Here is a 7067-nt window from a genome sequence, read left to right on the forward strand (position 1 = left end):
CTGTCTGCAGCGCCGCGCCGATCAGGCCTCGTCATCCTGCCAATCTCCCGCCTCCAGCCTGCGGATCATAGCCAGTTCACGCTCAGCCTGAGCCGCGGCAAACTGCTCCAGCGCCGCCGCCAGTGGTTGCCAGCGCTCTTCTGGCCAGAGTTGCTGCAGAAAAACAGCTTCGTTGCAGGCGGAAAACTCCCGTGCGGTGACAAAGAAATCCTCCGTGGTCTGCAGCAGCGAAGAAGAGAGAAGAGAATCCTGCAGACGGCGGCACAGGGTCAGATAGAAAGCGATGATAAGCTGATCGGCCTGTTCGTAATCCAGTTCATCGATCTGGGCATTGATGCGGTCAAACAACGCATCATGCTCACCATGCAGGCGGATGCCGTCAAAATCATCCTCGGTAAAGAGTTCGCAATCCGGAGCATTCAGCCATAACAGCGGATATTCATCCTCTTCCTGCGTGATTTCATGCGGCTGAATCAGCGCGATGGTGGGCGGTAACGGCCCCTGGTCTGAGTATTCAAACAGGAAACAGCCGACGGTATTGGCAACCGGCGCCGCCTGCAGATCCGCCAGAATTTTATCGTGCAGGGCTGAACTGGCCTGCTCCAGCATGTCCGCCAGCGACAGCGCTTCGTGCGAGCGGTCATAGACAATGCTGTTCTGTGTCAGGTTGCGGATGATCTCAACCTCGCCCGTGCTGCTGAATTCAACCAGGCTTTCCATATAAGGCGTCAACTCTGGTGCAACACCGACCTCTGGCATGCGGGCAGAACGCTCAATAATGCGTACACCGGCCTCACTCCACTCATAATCACCGACCTTTAAACCGTATTCACGGGCGGTAATAAACGTGACAGGGTAGCCCTCGGCATCTTTTTTCAGAAACTCAATAACAATGGGTTTTACTTCGGCGCCATTGCGATAAATCTGCTGGCGGCAGGACCAGTCACCGAGCTGATAAAACGCCGTGTCATAACTGACGTCGTCGCCAATCAGATATTTGGTCGCATGCAACTGCCGGCCCTGCAGTGCAACAACAATGATGCCATCGGCCGTGGTATCCATCTCATCGACCGACGGGTAAATCGTACAGCGCTCAGGCGGCATATGCTGCAGATACTGCACAAAGGGCTCTAAGGAAAAGAAGTCCAGACTGGCAAAGCCCACCTGATACTCACCGGACATCAGTTCATCCAGCGATAAATCAGCAAAATGTTCCGGCGCTACCGTGCTGAATAATTCAGCAATCTGCTTGAGAGGATTCATCCCTGGACTCCGTTAGTTACTCGCCGGTATCGGCGCTGTTATAACCACTGCTGCGATCCAGATTACGCAGCATATTTTTTTCTTCCGCCGATAACGCCTGCGACCAGGAACCCGGCTGGCCACCACTGCCACGTACAGTGCGCAGATATTCCAGATGGCGGGCCATCAGACGGCGCTGCACGAAGACATCATCCACCCGGTCATTGCGGTAATAACGGCAGGGCTCATAAGCACCTTCATGTAAGCAGATACCATCACCATGGCGCAGACCTTCAGCAAAGCCACCATCGTAAACAATGCGGTTATTTTCCAGCCATTTTCCCTGTACAAAACGACCATCCGTTACACGTCCGCGAAATTCATGACCTTCAGTGTGCCGGGCAATCCCCTCACCCTGTGCCACGCCCTGCGGACACTCACCGCTCATCCAGAACCAGTCCGGCTCCTGCAGTGCACACTGACTGCTGGCCTGTAACTCTGCCCGTATCTGCTGCAGGCGTTCTGCCAGAGCCTGCTGTGCTTTATTGCGGAAAATATTTTCCGGCTCTGCGCGAAGAAAGATCTGGTAATTATCCACCTCATTGATGCTGCGTACAGCCTGCCAGCTCAGTACGTCCAGGTCGTAAACCGCGAAGGCTTCCAGGGCATAATTAAGTGCACAGATTTTTGCCAGATCGCGGGCGGTAACACCAGCGGCCGCGCGATCCCGGCCATTAGGACAGGCAATCGGCCGACGGCTGAGGCGGGTTTCATCAGCACCATCGATTAAGGCTGAGAAAATGGCTTTTGAATCAGACAAAACCGCCTGATGAAGGTTGTTACCAGCCTCGCTGGTTACTTTTTTGGCAGGTCGCTGGGCACAGCCGGCCACAACACCAGCGCCCATAACCAATAAGAGGCATAAAAGAATGCTGCGCATACTCTTCCCTGAATATATGAATGTGAAAATGAAACAGGGCTGCCTATGGCAGCCCTGATCTGACTTACTTGGCGCGTTCTTCCAGAATCGCAACCGCAGGCAGTACTTTGCCTTCTACGAACTCCAGGAAAGCGCCACCACCGGTCGAGATGTAAGACACTTTATCGGCAATTTCATATTTATCAACAGCGGCCAGAGTGTCACCACCGCCGGCAATAGAGAAGGCATCGGATTCGGCAATCGCCAGTGACAGGGCTTTGGTGCCTTCGCCGAACTGGTCGAATTCGAACACACCCACCGGGCCGTTCCAGATAATGGTTTTGGCGCTCTTCAGCTGTTCGGCCAGTGCTTTGGCGGAATCCGGACCGATGTCGAAGATCATATCGTCGGCTTCTACCGCATCAGCGCTTTTCAGTGTCGCGGCTGCTGATTCGGAGAATTCTTTACCGCACACAACGTCAGTCGGCAGCGGAATAGAGACTTTTTCCATCAGCTTTTTCGCTGCCGGAATCAGGTCTTCTTCACACAGGGATTTGCCCACCGGCTTGCCAGCTGCGGCCAGGAAAGTGTTGGCAATACCGCCACCGACGATGATCTGATCACAGATATCGGACAGGCTTTCCAGCACTTCCAGTTTGGTCGACACTTTTGAACCACCAACGATGGCCACCAGCGGACGCGCCGGCGTTGCCAGGGCTTTGCCCAGTGCATCCAGTTCAGCCGCCAGCAATGGGCCGGCACAGGCAACCGGCGCAAACTTGGCCACACCGTGAGTAGACGCCTGAGCGCGGTGAGCGGTACCAAAGGCATCCATCACGAATACATCGCACAGTGCGGCATACGCCTGCGCCAGTTCGTCGGCGTCTTTTTTCTCGCCTTTGTTAAAGCGCACGTTTTCCAGCAGCACCACTTCGCCAGCGGCGACTTCAACGCCTTCGCGAAAATCTTTGATAACGTTAACGTCACGGCCGAGCAGGCCGGCCAGGTGGGCAGCAACCGGCTTGATGGACGATTCTTCGTCGTACACGCCTTCTTCCGGACGACCCAGGTGGGACATAACAATCACCTTGGCACCGGCATCCAGAGCCAACTGAATGGTTGGCAGCGACGCACGGATACGCGCATCGGATGTGACCTTGCCGTTCTTTACCGGAACGTTCAGGTCTTCACGGATCAGAACGCGCTTGCCGCTCAGATCCAGATCGGCCATTTTCAATACAGTCATGATAACCCCACTCACAATATTCAGTAGCTGATGCGCCCGCGCTGCCGGTTCAGCGTGTAAGGCTTACGCGCTGAACCGGGCCCTGCTGGCGATGAAAAAATTTGGGGCGCGATTATAGCAGCAAGCGCCCGCCGGCCCTAGTCCTGCACGCGCGGCATCTGGTTCTGCCCACAGAGGGAGCTGATGGGTGCAAAGTCCTCTGAGACAGGAGCATGAAGGTTCCGGGGCCAGTCCTGAAAAACAGACTTTCAGCAAGCCGGATTCAGATAGTGTGAACGGGTCCTTATCGTCAAGGTAGTTATTGATAGAGGTTGCAGCTAGAATCTGCGGTCTTCATTCGGCTCAACCCGGAGCGAGCCGAAGTGACAATTCCAGGACTGTTAATAAAGGAAGACCCCATGTTCAAATCCTGCTTACGCCTCAGCAGCCTGCTGCTGGCAACCTCACTGGCTTTGCCTGCTGCTGCACTGGAAGTCAAAGTGCTGAGCGCCGTGGTTAAAGACGAAAAAATCGCCGATGCCAAAATCACCTGGCAGCGCAACGGTGAAAGCTCTGTAAGCGCCACATCGACTGCCAACGGTGTCGCCAGCGCCAGCAGCACCCTGGCCGACGATAACGATACCACCATGATTATCGACAAAGCCGGTTACTCCACCCTGGTGGTGAAGTGCCCGTGTGATGGCTTTACCTACGCCCTGTCACCGGTAATGCAGAACCTCGATGGTCTGCGCGTGGTACTGACCTGGGGTAGCACACCATCCGATCTGGACTCACACCTGACCTACCCGGCGAACCACGTGTTCTACGTGAAAAAACAGGGCCGTGATGCCAATCTGGATATGGATGACACCAACAGCTATGGTCCGGAAACCATCACCATCGAGCAAAAACATAACGGCGAACGCTACGTCTACGCCGTACACGATTACAGCAACCACAGCAGCAAAACCTCCAAAGCCCTGGGTAACAGCAGCGCCCGCGTGCAGGTGTATGTTGGCCAGACGCTGATCCGTACCTATAACGTAAAACCGCAGCAGACCGCCTCCAGCTGGGTGGTGTTCGGCATCGATGAAAACGGCGCCTTCCACGATATTGATCAGTACCTGAGCCTGAACCGTGAAGGTCTGGCCTCGCACCTGAACAGCCTGATCAGCGCAGAATCCTTCGAGAGCCACTCACTGATCACCGACGCCATCAAGAAAGAAGCCAAGCGGATTAATACCCGTGGCGAAAAACTCTATGGCGAGAAGAAACTGGAAGAAGCTATGTACGCCTTCCAGGATGCCGTTAACCTTTACCCAAGCTTTGGTCAGGCCTACAGCAACCTGGGTCTGACTTATCAGAAGCTGAACCGTACCGCCGAAGCGCTGTGGGCTAACCGCAAAGCGATCGAACTGGCGTCCGGTAACAGCAAGGCGCGGGTTCAGGCCAGCAGCTACTACAACATTGCCCGTATTTATGAAGCCAGTGGCCGCTGGCAGGATGCGCTGGACAACTTCCGCAAAGCCAAGTCTCTGCGTGAGCACAGCGCTTACGACAGTGGCATCACACGGATGCAGGAAAAACTGAATCAGCAGTAAGGCTGACACTTAAAACCCCGCGCCTGCGGGGTTTTTTATTCCGTCTGCGCCGATATCACTCCGCATCGTCAAAAGGATATTCCATGCGTTTTATTTTCCCACTGCTACTGGGCCTGATCATCAGCCCACTCACTCAGGCCGCCGGCCCCGCTAAAGTCGCCACGCTGGAGCGCAGCCTGTGGCCACAACCGTTAACCAGCGCCGTAGCATTTGACCGTGCCTCCGCCGCCGAAATTCTGACCTTCGCCCGCTTGCTGGAAGCCACGCCACTGAGCAACGAAGCCGACATCAAAGCCTTCACCGCCGTCGATAAGCCCGATGCCGCCAGCGTGCAGCGCTGGCTGGAGAAAACCCGGCAGCGGCTGCAGGCTAACTACGCACAGGCCTGTGGTCAGTGTGCCGCGTCCGCCAGCTGGGCGGCATTAATAACCGCCAGCCAACAGCCCGCTGCCGACGGTTATCAGAATTGGGCCAAAGCCAGTGAAGCATTTCACTTACGTTACCTGTATGAACAGGTGCGTCTGGCGGCATTATTCCCGCGTATTACCAGTGAAATTCACACCTTTAATCAGCACGAGGTGGATGGTTTTGAATTACCCGACCGTCAGTTTCTGCTGAGCTATGATGACGGCCCGGCACCCGACCGCTTAAAAGAGGGTGTAAAAGTAAACGGCACTGAGCAGCTGGTTAAAGCACTGGAAAGTGCCGGTATGCGTGCACAGTTTTTCGCACTGGGCGAACGCATTAAACAGCAGAAAGCACCTGAAGATTTTTACGCCAGTCAGTGTCTGGGTTCCCACGGCGAGGTACACAAAAGCCACCAGAAATGGGACGGCTGGGCCGATTCCATTAACACCACGCGCACCCGTCTGAATGATTACCAGCCGGGCCCTTATTGGTTCCGGCCGCCTTACGGTCAGCGCAGCGAAGTCCTGACCACCGCACTGCAACAGACTGGTGAAGGCGTTATGCTGTGGAATATCGACAGTCAGGACTGGAACCGAAAATTAAGCGATAAAGACGTTGAAGACCGGGTGATTACCCTGATGCTGTTATGGCGTCGCGGTATTATTCTTTACCACGATATCCACCCGCGGGCGCTGGCCAATTTAGCCGCACTGCAGACCCTGCAGCAACAGGCTGGGCTGAACTGGCGTGACTGTCACAGCCTGCAGCCAAAAGCCACAAAACTCTGACAACACAGTAACCGGCAGGAATACAATTTTGGACAGCGGACTCTACCTGATTTTTCTGGCAACCACGGTTATGTTAATCATGGTGCCCGGCCCTTCTGCCATCACCGCAGCCAGTCAGGGTGCCAGCCACCCGCAAGGCAAAGCCTTTTTTGGTGTGCTGGGCATCGCCTGCGCTGATGTGTTGTATTTTTCGCTGTCTGCCACCGGTATTGCCTCGTTAATTATTGCCTCGGCCACACTGTTCGCCCTGATTAAATGGGTTGGCGTTGCCTACCTGTTCTATCTGGGACTGAGTGCCATATTCAGCAACGCCGGGCCCATTAATCTCAGCCGTGAGCAAAAGGTGAGCAGACCCGGCAAGCTGTTTTATCAGGGATTAATCGTACAGCTCGCCAACCCCAAGGCACTGCTCTATTTTTCTGCTCTGCTGCCGCAGTTTATTGATCCGGCAGAACCTGTGCTGCTGCAGCTATTGATTATGGGGGCTTCCTGCCTGCTCGCCGACCTGCTGGTGTACAGCACATTCAGCTATATGGGGAATCATCTGGCACGCAAACAACTGAAAGCACGGGTGGTTAATGCGATTAATAAAACCGCAGGTCTAACCCTGATTGCGACCGGAGTCAGAATCGCGATGATGGAGGCTAAGAATTAATCGCTCCCGGATAGCGAAGATAAAAAAACCTGCCAAAGCACACTGCTGTCCCATAGTTTTTAATCAGCACCATAGCTGGCAAAAACAGCATTTTTTAACATCAAGGCCTGCTGCCTCTCAGGGGAACTTATCCCCTTGCCGGCGGGCCGACCCCAGCTTCGCGCTTTCTGGGCCGTCACCCTTGAAACCTTGATACTTACTGGCAGCGCGCCTCATCGGCCATCCATGG

6 protein-coding genes are annotated in these 7067 nt (G+C 54.9%); 3 read left to right on the forward strand and 3 right to left on the reverse strand.

Annotated elements, in window-relative coordinates:
* Positions 1–21: 21 nt before the first annotated feature.
* The 3 genes from B3P58_RS09735 to B3P58_RS09745 all read right to left on the reverse strand — a co-directional run bounded on the left by B3P58_RS09735 (position 22) and on the right by B3P58_RS09745 (position 3407).
* A complete protein-coding gene (locus B3P58_RS09735) occupies positions 22–1263 on the reverse strand; it encodes a hypothetical protein (protein ID WP_286717220.1) in 1242 nt (413 codons plus the stop codon).
* Positions 1264–1279: 16 nt separating this feature from the next.
* Entirely contained in the window at positions 1280–2182 is a 903-nt protein-coding gene (locus B3P58_RS09740; protein WP_230332581.1) for a hypothetical protein, read from the reverse strand.
* Between the two features lie 64 nt (positions 2183–2246).
* The gene (locus tag B3P58_RS09745) at positions 2247–3407 is read right to left on the reverse strand and encodes a phosphoglycerate kinase (protein ID WP_230332580.1); all 1161 of its coding nucleotides are present in this window, start codon (positions 3405–3407) and stop codon (positions 2247–2249) included.
* Positions 3408–3805: 398 nt separating this feature from the next.
* Between B3P58_RS09745 and B3P58_RS09750 the strand changes: the two genes are divergently transcribed.
* The 3 genes from B3P58_RS09750 (at position 3806) to B3P58_RS09760 (ending at position 6838) form a co-directional block, all read left to right on the forward strand.
* Positions 3806–4987 carry a YfaP family protein gene (locus B3P58_RS09750; protein ID WP_286717224.1) on the forward strand — a complete coding sequence of 394 codons (1182 nt, stop codon included), beginning with the start codon at positions 3806–3808 and terminating at the stop codon, positions 4985–4987.
* An 83-nt stretch (positions 4988–5070) separates the two neighbouring features.
* Positions 5071–6183, forward strand: coding sequence for a polysaccharide deacetylase family protein (locus tag B3P58_RS09755; protein ID WP_230332578.1), 1113 nt, complete (start codon positions 5071–5073; stop codon positions 6181–6183).
* Between the two features lie 28 nt (positions 6184–6211).
* Positions 6212–6838 carry a LysE family translocator gene (locus tag B3P58_RS09760; protein ID WP_230332577.1) on the forward strand — a complete coding sequence of 209 codons (627 nt, stop codon included), beginning with the start codon at positions 6212–6214 and terminating at the stop codon, positions 6836–6838.
* Positions 6839–7067: the final 229 nt, after the last annotated feature.

It is taken from the genome of Thalassolituus sp. UBA2009 (genome assembly GCF_002335285.1).
Classification (GTDB): domain Bacteria; phylum Pseudomonadota; class Gammaproteobacteria; order Pseudomonadales; family Oceanobacteraceae; genus Venatoribacter; species Venatoribacter alkanivorans.

Excerpts from the sequence above, each read along its gene's own strand:
- B3P58_RS09755 (WP_230332578.1), top strand. The coding sequence starts at position 5,071 with ATGCGTTTTATTTTCCCACTGCTACTGGGCCTGATCATCAGCCCACTC.
- B3P58_RS09740 (WP_230332581.1), bottom strand. The coding sequence starts at position 2,182 with ATGCGCAGCATTCTTTTATGCCTCTTATTGGTTATGGGCGCTGGTGTT.
- B3P58_RS09745 (WP_230332580.1), bottom strand. The coding sequence starts at position 3,407 with ATGACTGTATTGAAAATGGCCGATCTGGATCTGAGCGGCAAGCGCGTT.
- B3P58_RS09735 (WP_286717220.1), bottom strand. The coding sequence starts at position 1,263 with ATGAATCCTCTCAAGCAGATTGCTGAATTATTCAGCACGGTAGCGCCG.
- B3P58_RS09750 (WP_286717224.1), top strand. The coding sequence starts at position 3,806 with ATGTTCAAATCCTGCTTACGCCTCAGCAGCCTGCTGCTGGCAACCTCA.